Annotated in this window: 9 protein-coding genes; all 9 read left to right on the forward strand. The window is 44.1% G+C overall.

What is annotated here, in order from left to right; genetic code table 11:
• Window positions 1-129 precede the first annotated feature (129 nt).
• The 9 genes from FSB76_RS24030 to FSB76_RS24070 all read left to right on the forward strand — a co-directional run bounded on the left by FSB76_RS24030 (window position 130) and on the right by FSB76_RS24070 (window position 13,762).
• The gene (locus tag FSB76_RS24030; protein WP_147057924.1) at window positions 130-921 is read left to right on the forward strand and encodes an alpha/beta fold hydrolase; all 792 of its coding nucleotides are present in this window, start codon (window positions 130-132) and stop codon (window positions 919-921) included.
• Window positions 918-1,700: an HD domain-containing protein gene (locus FSB76_RS24035; protein ID WP_147057926.1), complete on the forward strand. Its 783-nt coding sequence runs from the start codon at window positions 918-920 to the stop codon at window positions 1,698-1,700. Before FSB76_RS24030 ends, FSB76_RS24035 begins: the two co-directional genes overlap by 4 nt.
• A gap of 555 nt (window positions 1,701-2,255) precedes the next feature.
• On the forward strand, window positions 2,256-2,852 hold the full coding sequence (locus FSB76_RS24040) for an RNA polymerase sigma-70 factor (RefSeq protein WP_147057928.1): 597 nt from the start codon (window positions 2,256-2,258) through the stop codon (window positions 2,850-2,852).
• Window positions 2,853-2,956: 104 nt separating this feature from the next.
• On the forward strand, window positions 2,957-4,153 hold the full coding sequence (locus FSB76_RS24045; RefSeq protein ID WP_147057930.1) for a FecR family protein: 1,197 nt from the start codon (window positions 2,957-2,959) through the stop codon (window positions 4,151-4,153).
• Window positions 4,154-4,441: 288 nt separating this feature from the next.
• A complete protein-coding gene (locus FSB76_RS24050) occupies window positions 4,442-8,044 on the forward strand; it encodes a SusC/RagA family TonB-linked outer membrane protein (RefSeq protein WP_158642969.1) in 3,603 nt (1,200 codons plus the stop codon).
• Between the two features lie 11 nt (window positions 8,045-8,055).
• Window positions 8,056-9,567 carry a RagB/SusD family nutrient uptake outer membrane protein gene (locus tag FSB76_RS24055; protein WP_147057934.1) on the forward strand — a complete coding sequence of 504 codons (1,512 nt, stop codon included), beginning with the start codon at window positions 8,056-8,058 and terminating at the stop codon, window positions 9,565-9,567.
• 24 nt (window positions 9,568-9,591) lie between these two features.
• Entirely contained in the window at window positions 9,592-10,473 is an 882-nt protein-coding gene (locus FSB76_RS24060) for a Rossmann-fold NAD(P)-binding domain-containing protein (protein WP_147057936.1), read from the forward strand.
• 40 nt (window positions 10,474-10,513) lie between these two features.
• Window positions 10,514-11,455 (forward strand): ABC transporter ATP-binding protein, encoded by a 942-nt coding sequence (locus FSB76_RS24065; RefSeq protein WP_147057938.1) that lies wholly within the window; start codon window positions 10,514-10,516, stop codon window positions 11,453-11,455.
• A gap of 6 nt (window positions 11,456-11,461) precedes the next feature.
• On the forward strand, window positions 11,462-13,762 hold the full coding sequence (locus FSB76_RS24070) for a Gldg family protein (RefSeq protein ID WP_147057939.1): 2,301 nt from the start codon (window positions 11,462-11,464) through the stop codon (window positions 13,760-13,762).
• Window position 13,763: the final 1 nt, after the last annotated feature.

A 13,763-nucleotide genomic window follows, 5' to 3' on the forward strand; every position in this document is an offset into this window, starting at 1 on the left:
CCAACTGTTTTTCACGACCTGTACCTTTCCCTATCAAGGTAAAAAGTATCATCAAAAAGCGTTAATTTACCTTTCCCTGCCATCCAACTGTGGCGACATTTGACTTATTAAATCATTAAAGAAAATCAAATGTACTACACAGTAAACAACGTAAAACTTTACGTAAAGGACGAAGGCGAGGGAAGCCTGGCCTTGTTATTTTTGAACTTCTGGGGAGGATCGACAGAAACCTGGAATGGAGTAACAACCCAACTAAAAGACAATTTCCGCTGCATCAATTATGATCATCGCGGCTGGGGACAGTCTGAAAAACCGGAAACGGGTTATGACATCGCTTCATTGGCTGAAGATGCGCTCGCATTAATAGCAACTTTGAATCTTGACGATTATGTTATTGTAGGCCATTCAATGGGCGGCAAGGTGGCTCAATATATTGCAGCACGGAAACCTGCTGGTTTACGTAAACTAATTTTAGTTGCACCATCCCCATCAGTTCCAACCGTAATGCCTCCGGAGAGGTATGAAGGCATGAAACGTGCTTACACCTCCATAGAGGGCATTAATGCGACCATTGACAATGTCTTTAAGGCATCCGATATCAAACCTGAAATCAGGGCTCAATTAGTTCATGATATGCAAAGCCACAATGAAAGCTCAAGAATAGGCTGGCCTACAATTGCTCTGATTGAGGATGTGTCTGCCGGAGTAGATGGGATTGAAGTTCCTACGCTGATCATTGCCGGAGAAAATGACATTGTCGATCCACCGGAAAGATTGGCTATAGAAGTTGAAGCCGTAATAGCCGGTTCTAAATTGGTAATTGTCGAAGATGCGGGGCACCTGAGCATGTTACAACAACCTGATTGCGTTGCTGAACTCATCGGTCACTTTGCTAAGGCTAACCTTCAGGAACAATTATGAAGCGCTCGAAGGTAGGCACCTATGAATGGAGTTTGTCGACGGACACCTCATTAAATTTAAAAGAGAGCATCGCATTGTTTGGTCAGCTGGTAGCTGCCCAACTCTTCGATGCTCTCAATGCGGCTGGGAATAAATTGGGCTTGAATAGAAATAAAATGGCCCGGGTTGATGCCAGCAAGATTATTATACCTGATTCAAAAATCGCTAAAGAAACGTTTGAATATGCTTCTGAGTTGTATGATCTGCCATTACTCAATCATTGTATTAGGACCTATCTGTGGGGTGTTTTGTTAGGGCAATATGATAATGTGCATCCGGATTTAGAATTTCTATATGTTAGCGGATTATTACATGATATCGGATTATCCAAAGTTCATGAGCACAAGATTGGATCATGTTGTTTTGCGATCACTGGTGCCGGCCAGGCAAAAGCATTTGTTGAACAAAAAGGCTGGATGCCAGAACGCTCCATTGCTTTGTTTAATGCCATAGGAATGCACTTGAATCCAATGGTTAGTAAAACAGATGGACTGGAAGGATTTTTATTGAAAAGCGGAGCCTTTATGGATCTCTTAGGAGGTGGACATACCAAGATACCTCTGTCGGAAAAAACAAAGATCATTCACGAGTACCCCCGGTTGAAATTCAATGAGGACATTTTGGATGTGAAACATTTGCCCAATTCAAGGGGAGCATTTTTCGCCAAATTTGGGGCGGAGAAGTTGAGCAAGAAGAACCCGTTGAATCAACTGGAACATGTTGATCTTTCAAATAAATAACAGAATTACTGTATGGCAACCGAATTAAATACGCCGCGTTAACTTGTGGGTACAAATAAATATCAATATTTCATATTTTGCGCTTGTGTTTCCATTACTGCTATTATTACCTATTCCATCTTATTCAGTATCTGAGTCATTAAATTTATGATCGGCTATTTTAAATCTGAAGAATCGCCACCATTCGTTTTAATTTTAACAATGGCAGGCCCTTATCACAGCAATGGATTTACAACAAAAAAGCCGGAAAGCTATTGGCCTCCCGGCTTTTCCGACCCTCAACCAGACCAAATGTCCATTTCTTCCGCAGTCGTACTCACAAAAATTTTGTTCATCTGTAAGGCCCTATGGCGGAAAAGCTCTTGCTAAAATATTGGGGGAAGCTCCAACGGTCCATTGAATTATTGAGAAATTGTTAATTAACGGCTTCGTGTAGTTGATTTATCGTTAATAAAACGTGCTTTTTCAAGTATTTCATTAAAATGTTTAATATTACGTTCTTAAATATCGAATTTTAGCTCAGTTATTAATGACTTTGGAATAAATACTGGAAAGATGCCAGCGGACGACAGAAATCTTAGTCTCGAAAGAGAGCTGTTATTGAAAATAGCATTAAAAGATGAGCAGGCATTCACTGTGATTTATGAAAGGTATGTTAAGAAAATTTATACTTTCTCGTTTCGGCTATTGAATTCCAAGCAACTGGCCGAAGAGGTCGTCCAGGAATGCTTTCTAAAAATATGGTTATTAGGAGACTCACTGAATTCTATTCTCAATATTGAAGCCTATCTGGTCACGCTTTCCCGTAATAAATCGCTCGATGTATTACGGTTACAACAGCGGGAAATGAAGTCCGATTTACAGGAAGGTAAAAATTGGATTGAAGGTCATAATGATACCGAGGAAGCTATTCTGCTGAATGATACACGCAATTTACTACAGACGGCGATAGACCAACTGCCACCCCAGCAAAAACGAGTGTATCAGCTATGTCAACAGGAAGGATTGAAGTATGAAGAAGCTGCAAAAAAGCTAAATCTATCTCCGTTGACCGTTAAAAAGCACATGCAGCTTGCATTACGTTTTGTCCGGACTTACGTAGCAACAAACAGCAAAATTGCGATCGCGCTGATCTTGTTAAAGATTAGGTAATATTTATTTTTTTTCCCGTTACTCCGATCCCGCCCTTTAAAACGTCTTGTATTAAAAAAAGGTTATTTTATTGTATTTAAACTGTAAAGTTTGCCTTGAAAAAAATGAAAAAAGAAAGAATTGCTTACCTGTACCAGCGCTATCAACAGCATTTGGCCACTCCGCAGGAAATGGCTGAATGGGGTAGCGTCTTACAGGATCCCCAGCAAAAAATATTGCTCGATGAGGTAGTCGACGCCTCGTATTATGTTATTCCGGAAACCGAGCTCATCGCGATGGATGGAAATCGGGAAGCGGAAATTTTGAACTTTATAGTTTCTCATAGAACACCACACAGGTCAAGGATCCTGAAAATGTGGCCAAGGTTTTCCATAGCTGCCGCTATTGCTATTTTTATGATTGGCGGTATGATCTTCTTTGTCAGCCGGTTCAGGGAGCATACCAACGACCCTGCTGTTGCCCATATCCTTCCGGGGAAAGAAGGCGCAACACTTACGCTGGCAAATGGCAGGAAGATAAAGCTGGGGAACGCGGCCAATGGTGAATTGGCCAGAGAGTCCGGCGTCCGGATCAGGAAAACCGCTAAGGGACAAATTGTATACGAAGTAAGTGATGTAAATGCGGTTCCCGGCCAAATGAATACCCTTACTACGGCCAATGGGGAAACTTATATGGTTTTATTGCCGGATAAAAGTAAGGTATGGCTGAACGCAGCTTCGGAACTGAAATACCCGGCATCATTTGCAGGAATTTCGAAGCGAATGGTCCAACTGGATGGTGAAGCATATTTTGAAGTGGTCAGGGATAAAGCTCACCCCTTTATTGTTCAATCGGCCCGCCAGGAAGTTACCGTATTGGGTACCCATTTTGATGTTAACAGCTATCGCGATAATGAAGCGGTAAAAACGACCCTCCTGGAGGGGAGGGTCGCCGTCAGGCGGTCCGGCATTCAAACGATGCCTGCCGCTGACAGCCTGATATTAAAGCCGGACCAGCAGGCGATATTAACGCCTAATTCTATTAACGAGCTGGATGTGGAAGCCTCCGATGCCATTGCCTGGAAGAACGGTTACTTTATGTTCAATAACGAAGAATTGGGCAGCATCATGAAAACTTTGTCCAGATGGTATAACACAACAATCGTCTATGATGACGATGAAACTTTGAAACACGAGCTTGTTTTTGCCAAACTCAGCCGATACGAGAATATTTCGAAAATATTAAAGATGATGGAACGGACCGACAAATTAAAATTCAGGGTGGAAGGAAGAACCATTACGATAAGCAGAATACAGAAATAGCACTATAATTCAAATTCCTAATTAATTGATCCATAAACAAAAGAACCACACATGAAACAGCCAGACGAAATTCCCTGATCCCCAGCTAAAAAGATAAAGGACCCCGATTTGCGGTCGAAGCCCTTTCATCTGATTTCAAATATTGCGTTAACAAATATTTCTTAACCGGCGATGTGCTCGTCCTTGTAAAACTATGCACAAGACCCAAAAACAGACTTGTAAATGTATAAAAATTCTACTAAAAGTTGGTGGGCTCCACCTGCGTGCCCCTCTAAAATATTATTAATCATGAAGATCACCGTACTCATTTTAGTTGCGGCACTGATGCAGGTTAGCGCGGCGACATTTGCGCAAAGGATCACGCTGAAGGGGAAAAATGTCTCCATCGAGAAAGTTTTCAAAGCCGTCAGCGATCAAACAGGCTATGATGTGATCGCTTTTACATCCAAGTTCAAGACCAGTAAACGTATCGACGTTGACTTTAAGGATACCCCGTTGGATGAAGTTATGCAACAACTGATCAGCGGAACGGCCATGACCTTCACGATTGCGGATAAAACAATAGTTATTAAAGAAAAGCCCGCTGATCTGGCAGTGCTCCCCAAAGAAAAAATGATCAGTATGGTTATTACCGGCCGGGTAACTAACGAACAGGGCGAACCATTAGCAGATGCTACCGTAGTAATAAAAGGTAAAAGCCGGGGTGTAAAGACGGGAAAAGATGGTGTGTTTATCATTTCGGATGTAAATGAAGATGATATCCTACTGATCTCTTACCTGGGCTACGAAACTATGGAAGTTCCGGCAAAGTCGAATTTAAAGGCAATTGTATTAAAAGTCCGGGTTGCTACGCTGGACGAGGTGGTCGTAACCAACGGGTATCAACAAATCGACAAACGCAAATTGACAAGTGCCATCACTCAGGTCAAAATGTCGGATATTAGTAATCCGGCTTTTTTCACCGTTGACCAGGCTCTGGAGGGTAGAATACCCGGATTGTTTGTATTGAATAATTCAGGCGATATTGGTGTATCTCCCAAAATCCGGATCCGGGGAACATCAACGATATTGGGTAACCGTGAGCCGCTCTGGGTTGTTGATGGCGTCGTCGTTAATGATCCGGTTGGTATTGACCCTGCAACGATCAATGACCTGGATTTTGTGAACAGGCTCGGTAATGCAATTTCAGGGCTAAAGCCGTTCGATATAGAACAAATCGATGTGCTGAAGGACGCTTCGGCTACCGCACTTTACGGAGTAAGGGCGGCCAATGGGGTAATTGTAATTACGACGAAAAAGGGCAAGACTGGGGACCCCTTAGTGACTTTAGATCAGTCAACCACGCTTACCCGCCGCCCCCGCTATTCCGACCACAATATTAACGTAATGAATTCGAGACAGCGGATTGATTATTCCCGTGATATCATCAATAGCGGCCTGGATTATTCCGGTAATATCAATTATGTCGGCTATGAAGGTGCGTTGAATAACCTTTATACCGGTAAAATCAATTACGCCCAGTTTCAGGATCAGGTGCAGGCCATGGAAACGATGAATACGGATTGGTTCGGGACGATCCTGCAGGATGCGGTATCTACGCAAAACAATGTCAGCATATCCGGTGGTACCAACAAGATGACTTATTATTCATCTGTCGGTGTAGCCACACAACGAGGTACGCTGAAGGGCGATAAAACTGATCAGTATACTGCCATGGTCAAATTAAATGCGACGCTCACCCCAAAACTCAGTTGGGATATGACACTGCGTGGTAATACCCAAAAGAGCAACTATGTTGCCGGTTCTGTAAATGCGTTATCATACGCTTATAACACCAGCAGAGCAGTGCCTGCCTACAATGCAGATGGCAGCTTGAGTTATTACGAGAAATACAGCCCTACAGCTGCTAATGCCTATTATGCCTTTAATATCCAAAATGAAATGCAGCATTCCAGGGACCTGATCGGCAATTCCGGCATTAACCTGACGACCGACCTGAATTTGAAAGTCAATCCCTATTTAAATGGTACGGTATTATTGTCCTATTCCAATAACAACAGTAATGACCAAACCGTATACGAAGAGAATACATTTTATGCGGCGTCATTAAGAGGAAGTGAATTCGGGCAGCCTGCTGGCACCAACAGCCTGATGCCTTATGGCGGAGAGATGAAATCCAGCCAGGTTCGTAATGAGTCTTACCTGGTCAGGGGACAATTGAACTATGACAGACCGATAGCCTCGAGGGATAACCTGAACGTTACCCTGGGCACCGAAATATCGTCCAACAAATATTCCGGCTATAATATGGACAGAAGGGGCTATCTGCCTGACCGGGGACAAACCTTCGCTGCAATAGATCCGGTTAAATATCCTTTATACGCGCAATGGGCGACCTTGAATGACATGGATATTGTCAGAAATGAACTTACCAATCTGGCATCAGCCTATTTTTCCAGCAGCTATACCATTAATGACAAGTATATCCTGAATTTTAATACTCGTACGGATTTCTCGAACAAATTCGGATCAAGGGCGAAGGAGAAATTTTTACCCACATGGTCGGTTTCAGGCAGATGGGATATAGATAAGGATTTCTTTAAAGATAGTAAATCTGTTAACCTGCTTGCGCTAAAGGCATCTTACGGTTTCCAGGGTAATATGCTGGAGAATCAGACACCCAATCTCATTATTAAACAAGGTTCAATAGATCCGATAACCCAGACTTACTATTCGAACATTGCTTTTTACCCCAACCCCAACCTGAAATGGGAAAGAAATAAAGAGATTAATATCGGACTGGATTTCGGCTTCTTTAATAACAAGATCCAGGGTGTGTTCAATTATTTTAACAAAACGACAAGCGATGCGTTTTTGAATAAAAATGTGGCTGACATCAACGGGGTTACCTCTTATGAAGTTAATTCCGGCACGATCAAAAATCAGGGCATTGAACTGACTCTTAGTTTCACGCCCATCAATAACCTGGGTAAAGGTGGAACAAAGGGAGGCTTTACCTGGCGCGTAGATCCGCAACTTGGCCAGGTGATCAATAAGCTGCTTTCAAAGAGTATAAACACACAGAATCTGGGTGAGCAGAATGCAAATGTTTACAATAGCTACCTCACCGGAAGCCAAGTAGTGGATGGAAAGGCAAGTAACACTTTTTATTCCTATCAATTTACCGGTCTTGATCACAATACCGGGCTACCGACATTCAAAAATGACGATCCTGCCTTAGCTGACAAATACAAAGGAATGTCACTTGACGAGATCATCAAACAAGTGATGGTTCCATCCGGAAGCCGCGTACCAACCATACAGGGCGGCTTGCTGAATGTATTCAGTTATAAGCAGTTTTCGATGAGTTTTAATCTGACCTATAGTTTGGGCAGCAAAGTCAGGCTTAAACCATTATACAGCAACACGGAAAACGGAATTGTTTCCTCTACGGTAGCAGCTCCACTTCCGGAAAATAACGTGAGCCTGCAATTCATTAACAGGTGGCGCGCTCCCGGCGATGAGGCCCGCACAACCATTCCTGCACTGGTCGGAGGTGCTGCCTATTACAATACCCTGGCACACTGGTCAACTAACCAGACCTATGAGTACGCGCAAAATATCTGGCAGATGTATGATAACTCAGACCTGCGGGTTGCCAGCGGTGATTACCTGAAAATTAAAACGTTCAACTTCAGGTATACCCTGTCGGATGGCTTAACCAAGCGCCTGCATCTTAAACAAACTTCGGTGATGTTCTCTGCAACCAACGTGTATACCTGGGCAAGTAAAAAGCTGGATGGACAGGACCCGGAGCAGTCGGACTTTACACAGAGTACACAGTTATCGCCTCGACCAACTTATTCCCTTACGTTAGATGTTTCATTTTAAAAGTATTGATTATGAAAAATATAATTTACCTGCTATCAGTTCTGATCGCTTCCCTTCTTTTTACAGGCTGTAATAAGTTTTTAGAAGAACAATCACAGGATCTGGCCTATGCCAATACCTGGCAAAAACTGGACGAGGTCATGCAGGGTGATGTTTATATGAGACATTTCACCAACCCGCCAAGCAATTCTTATAAGGAGTCCCCGGATGCTATGTATTTTCCCTGGCTCAATGCCATGGATGATGATATTACCGAGTTTGTGAGCCGCCCTTATTACATTGATAACCGGGACGACGTATTCGGCTTCTACACCTGGCAGGCGAACCCTTTTGTAGATAAGACATATCATCCATTTACTGACGATACCTGGTCCAAAGTGTATAAGTCGATTAATGCGGCCAATATTATGATATACCAGGCAGACCAGCTTCACGATAATCCTACACAATTAAGACGGATAAAAGGTGAAGCGTTATTTCTGCGCGCGTTCTACTATTTCTATATGGTGAATGTATATGCTTCCGCTTACAATCCGGCAACCGCGAAGACTGACATGGGCGTACCCCTGAAAATAACGGAGTTTGTACAGGATAAATTCTTTACCCGGTCAACGGTTGACAGCGTATATCAACAAATGCTGACGGATTTAAATGCATCGGAGCAATATCTGGGCGGGGTAACACAATCCTCACTTTATCATGTGGATGTTAATGCCGTTAATCTGCTGCAAAGCAGGGTTTACCTCTATATGCAATCCTGGGCAAATGCAATCGCTGCAGCTGACAAGGTTATTGCCCGTAAACCGGCGCTTTTTAATCTTTCGACCTACAAACCGCAGACCAGCTTTTTCTCCGGCAGCAATCCTGAAGCACTCTTTACACAGGGAGGTAATGCAATGGTATACTTAATGGGGGATGCCTTTACGAAGTCCTTCCAGGCCAGCCCTTCGCTGATTAATCTGTACGAGGCGAACGATCTCCGCCGAAGCGCCTTCTTTGAAACAGATGCCGCAGGTAAAATACGGTATACAAAAATGTACCGGTCCCGGACTTATAACATATTCCCGACAGAGATGTTCTCTGACAACTATTATTTGCGAAATGCAGAGGCCTACCTGAACAAAGCGGAAGCAGCGGCTATGCTGGACCGTGCCGCGGACGCCGATAACGCGCTAAACACGCTAAGGCAAGCACGTTTCATTCCGTCTGCATTCGTTCCGGTAAATTATAGCGGCGAGCAGCTGGTCAGCTTTATTCGCGATGAGCGTCGTCGTGAACTTTGTTTTGAGGGACACCGATGGTTTGACTTGAAGCGATACGCGGTGAACAAGGCTTTCCCTTTTATCACGACCATCGTTCATAATTACTCGGATGTAAACTATGGTTCAAGCCCTTTTTTAAAGGCGAGTTTGACTTTGCAGCCAGGTGATCCGGACTACCTGATCCCGATACCGCAAGACGCAATTATATTCAATGAAGGCGCATTAAAGCAAAACCCTGCACGTCAGAACAGAACATTTTAATTCACATAAGCACAATTAAATCCGATGAAAAGATATTTAATATATTTTTCTGCGATATGCCTGTTCCTGGCATCCTGCAAAAAAGAGGAGAATCCGAAGGCGTCACCCAACATGCAGGACCCCTTTGCACGCATTGACAATACAAATAATCCGGCCGATCACCAGATCTACCTGTTTTACAAAGAAAGCGGGATCCCGGTTTTATACAATGATACGGTAGCTAAAACACCGCTAACCAAATTGAATCTCGGGTATCACTTGACGACCGTAGATTCTATGGTCACTGCCAAATACCTGCACAACCAGGCTGATATCCTGGCTGGTTTGGATTTTGTTAAAAATCAGATCGCTCCCCATCTATCTAACTCGTTGAAACCTTATTCAATTCTGCTGACCGACTCCGTGTATACATTTCAACCCGATCCTTCCGGTAGCGGCGCGCTTGTAAAAGTTCCTTTGAGTGCTTATTTAGGTTTTAATACGGTTGCTATTTCCTATGTGCCGGCGATCAAAACAATGGATCAGACACAGTTGAAAATATACCGGAAAGATATCCTGAAGGTGATCTTAACGGCAAAGATCGGTGCAGATCCATCGCTAACCACGAAATTTTATGCGGTCAGTAGTGCCTATTATGGTAAGACTGCTTATGGCTCAACACAGAGTCCGTATTACCTTATCTATCAGCCCAAACCTGTATATGGTCTTTTGCCTGACGGTACTGAAGGACCAAACTATTATGATGTTCACGGGCCCGCTGAAGACCTAGCGGCCTATCTCGATACGGTATTGGTTATGTCGCCTGCAGATTTTGTGAACACCTATCAATCGTATCCGCTGGTTATCCAAAAGTATAATTATCTGCTGGATATTTTCAAGACTATAGGCTTCACTGTACCGCAATAAAAACACAGAACACACTACACTTACTTATTATATATAAATAATGGAACCTATTCTTAGGATCTCGGGATTGTCACATCGTTATAGCAGCACCTGGGCCATACGGGACATCGATATGGAAATTTATCAGAACGGCATTGTGGGACTACTTGGCTCAAATGGAGCCGGTAAATCGACAACGATGAACATACTTTGTGGGGTACTGACACAAACATCAGGAGATGTATTTATCAATGGCGTGGATCTCAGGAAAGAGCCGGAAAAAGCGAAACAGTTTATTGGTTTTCTGCCGCAAACCCCGCCATTGTATACGGAACTAACCGTCGACGAATACCTGACCCACTGTGCCATATTACGGTCTGTAGAAAAAGAAAACCTAAAATCTGCGCTTGATGAAGTGAAGCATCGTTGCGGCTTATCGCACATCAGCACCCGGCTGATCAGGAATCTGTCAGGCGGGTACAGGCAACGGGTGGGCATTGCACAGGCTATTATTCACCGTCCCAAGCTGGTTGTTTTGGATGAACCAACCAACGGGCTTGACCCTAACCAGATACTGGAGGTCCGCGGCCTGATAAAGGAGATAGCGGTAGAGCATGCGGTTATTCTTTCCACACATATACTTTCCGAAGTGCAGTATTTGTGTAAGGATATCATGATGATTGAAGGCGGAAGGATCGTTTTTGCTGATACCATGGAGGCCTTTGACAGTTATGTTGCGCCAAACAGTCTGTTAGTTGTGATGGAGGAAGCCCCTTCTGCCGACACCTTATCCCAGTTGGGAGGCGTCGCCCGCGTTGAATTTCTTACAGAGCGCCAGATCCGTATCCATTTTAACGGTGATAAGGCGGTAGCAGAAAGAATTGTCCTCGCGAGTGCGCAATACGGCTGGCGGCTGAGTGAAATCGGTATGGAAAAAAACTCATTGAATGACACCTTCGCCCAGTTGTCAAAAGTCTCAGCTTCTAAAAAGATTAAAATATAAATCTCTATGAAAAAAACTTTGCAAATAGCGCGGCTGGAGCTGAGCTTATTGTTTTATTCCCCGATTGCGTGGTTGCTGATGATTGTGCTATTTCTACAGGTAGCATATGGCTTCGTAGGCGCAATCGAAAGTATGCAGCGCTCCCAGGAGTGGTATAAACTGACATTCTCCTTTCTCACCAGCAATATTTTCACCAAAAACGGACAGGGAATATTCAGCAACCTGCTTTCAACTTTATATTTATATATACCGCTGGTGACCATGAGCCTGATCAGTAGGGAAACCAGCAGCGGGACGATCAAGCTGTTATATTCTTCGCCCTTAAAGATTTCAGAGATCATCCTCGGGAAGTTTTTAGCGATGATGACCTACAATCTTTTATTGATCGGACTGTTGGCCTTAGTTGGAATCGGAGGTGCATTGTCCATTGATCATTTTGGTTACCAGCAGGTAATGTCGGCGCTTTTAGGCATCTACCTGCTGCTCTGCGCCTATGCTGCCATCGGCTTGTTTATGTCCAGTCTGACCACCTATCAGGTCGTAGCCGCGATCAGCACCTTTATGGTTTTTGCATTCCTGTCCCTTATCGGCAGTTTCTGGCAGGACAAGGATTTTCTCAGGGACCTTGCGTTTAGCCTTTCTATGCCGGGGAGAACATTTAAAATGCTGGCGGGCTTTTTAACTACACGGGACGTCATTTATTTTTTTGTTATCGTTTACATTTTTATAGCGCTGACCATAAGTAAGTTGCATATGGCACGGGACGCTAAAAACTTCCTATTTCGCATGGGTGTTTATGCAGGCATTGTCTTTTCGGGCCTAACAGTAAGTTACCTGAGTTCAAGACAACAGTATACCGGCTATTATGACGCCACCGCTACCAAAAGAAACACGCTCCGGCTAAAAACGCAGGAGGTACTCGGGAAAACCGGGCCGGAGCCTATAGAAATAACGGAATATGTAAACTTTCTTGATGGCACTTACGGTAAAGGCGCGCCGGATCAGCGCCTCAGGGAATTGGATCGCTGGGAGCCCTATTTACGGTTTAAACCTAATATTAACCTCAAATGGGTTTATTACTATGACAGCATTCCGGATCCCTACTTCTATACCGGTATGAATGCTGGGAAATCACTGCAGCAAATTTTTGATAAAAAAGCCAGGTTCATGGAAGTTGACCCCAGCCAGTTCAGGAGTCCCAGAGAGATTCACCGGATGCTTGATCTGCGGGAGGAAAGGAATAGATTGGTCATGCAGGTTAAATACAAGGGGCGCTCCACTTTTTTGCGTGTTTTCGATGATAACGACTTTTGGCCCGGCGAAACAGAAGTAGCCACCGCTTTAAAACGCCTGATGGTTAAGGTGCCTAAAATCCTGTTTGTGAATGACGGTTATGAACGAAGCATCGATAAGATCGGGGATAAAGATTATAAGGGATTAACTACTTTTAAAACGAACAGGTCGTCATTAGTTAACCGGGGCTTTGCCGTGGATTCTATCTCGTTACAGAACCAGGAAATTCCTCCCGATGCCACAGTGCTGGTTATAGCTGACCGAAGACTGAATTATAATACCGCGACATTAAATAAGCTTCGTTCCTATATTCAAAAAGGTGGTAATCTTTTTGTGGCGGCTGAGGGTAGTAAGCAGCAATTGAATAACGCCCTGCTTAACCTTATAGGCGTTCATCTGCAGGAAGGGACCATCGTGCAGCCGAGCAAGGATTTTTCAGGTGACCAGGTGACGCTGCAAATCACTGCCGGCGGAGCAAAATTATCCCCCATGCTGATCGACGATTTCAGCAACGGAAATCCTGTGTTAATGCCCGGGGTTTCTGCCCTGAGTTATACGCAGACGAATGGGTTTAGCATTACTCCCTTGCTAATGACATCCGCAAAAAACAGCTGGAACAGAACAGGAAAGCTGGTGCTTGACTCGGCAAATCTCGTTTACTCGCCGAAAGAGGGGGATCAGAAGGGTGCCCTTCCTACCGCGATTGCCCTGACAAGGAAAGTAGGCAATAAGCAGCAAAAGATCATTATCACAGGCGATGCTGATTTCTTGAGCAATAAGGGTCTTAACCAGGAGAACATAAGAACGGCGAACTTCAATTTCGCGAACGCGCTTTTCAGCTGGTTCGCGGATGGCGAGTTTCCCATCTTCACTGCCCCCCGTCCGCCGGCGGATAATACCATTACTGTAACGGCGGTGCAGGTGAAGGTGATGAAAGTGCTCTACCTCGGTTTGGTTCCGGGTTTGATGCTGGTGATCGGTTCTATATTATTAATCCGCCGAAAAAGAAAATAGA

Origin of the sequence: Mucilaginibacter ginsenosidivorax, from assembly GCF_007971525.1 — a bacterium.
In the GTDB taxonomy this organism is placed as follows: domain Bacteria; phylum Bacteroidota; class Bacteroidia; order Sphingobacteriales; family Sphingobacteriaceae; genus Mucilaginibacter; species Mucilaginibacter ginsenosidivorax.

Coding starts and splice junctions, on each gene's coding strand:
- FSB76_RS24030 (WP_147057924.1), top strand. CDS start 130: ATGTACTACACAGTAAACAACGTAAAACTTTACGTAAAGGACGAAGGC.
- FSB76_RS24035 (WP_147057926.1), top strand. CDS start 918: ATGAAGCGCTCGAAGGTAGGCACCTATGAATGGAGTTTGTCGACGGAC.
- FSB76_RS24040 (WP_147057928.1), top strand. CDS start 2,256: ATGCCAGCGGACGACAGAAATCTTAGTCTCGAAAGAGAGCTGTTATTG.
- FSB76_RS24045 (WP_147057930.1), top strand. CDS start 2,957: ATGAAAAAAGAAAGAATTGCTTACCTGTACCAGCGCTATCAACAGCAT.
- FSB76_RS24050 (WP_158642969.1), top strand. CDS start 4,442: ATGAAGATCACCGTACTCATTTTAGTTGCGGCACTGATGCAGGTTAGC.
- FSB76_RS24055 (WP_147057934.1), top strand. CDS start 8,056: ATGAAAAATATAATTTACCTGCTATCAGTTCTGATCGCTTCCCTTCTT.
- FSB76_RS24060 (WP_147057936.1), top strand. CDS start 9,592: ATGAAAAGATATTTAATATATTTTTCTGCGATATGCCTGTTCCTGGCA.
- FSB76_RS24065 (WP_147057938.1), top strand. CDS start 10,514: ATGGAACCTATTCTTAGGATCTCGGGATTGTCACATCGTTATAGCAGC.
- FSB76_RS24070 (WP_147057939.1), top strand. CDS start 11,462: ATGAAAAAAACTTTGCAAATAGCGCGGCTGGAGCTGAGCTTATTGTTT.